Annotated in this window: 1 tRNA gene and 1 rRNA gene; both read left to right on the forward strand. The window is 52.5% G+C overall.

Features of this window, described 5'->3' with window-relative positions:
- Window positions 1–105: ribosomal RNA gene (locus KW849_RS31070) — 16S ribosomal RNA — on the forward strand; the annotation flags it as partial.
- Window positions 106–227: 122 nt separating this feature from the next.
- A tRNA-Ile gene (locus KW849_RS31075) sits at window positions 228–304 on the forward strand.
- The last annotated feature ends 37 nt before the right edge of the window (window positions 305–341 follow it).

A 341-nucleotide genomic window follows, 5' to 3' on the forward strand; every position in this document is an offset into this window, starting at 1 on the left:
GCTAGTCTAACCTTCGGGAGGACGGTTACCACGGTGTGATTCATGACTGGGGTGAAGTCGTAACAAGGTAGCCGTAGGGGAACCTGCGGCTGGATCACCTCCTTAATCGACGACTCAGCTGCTCCATAAGTTCCCACACGAATTGCTTGATTCATTGAAGAAGACGATAGAAGCAGCTTTAAGCTCCAAGCTGATAGCTCCAAGCTAACAGTTACGCGCTCGAAATTGGGTCTGTAGCTCAGTTGGTTAGAGCGCACCCCTGATAAGGGTGAGGTCGGCAGTTCGAATCTGCCCAGACCCACCAATTTTGTATGGGGCCATAGCTCAGCTGGGAGAGCGCC

Origin of the sequence: Pseudomonas sp. PDM26 (assembly GCF_019219185.1) — a bacterium.
GTDB lineage: Bacteria > Pseudomonadota > Gammaproteobacteria > Pseudomonadales > Pseudomonadaceae > Aquipseudomonas.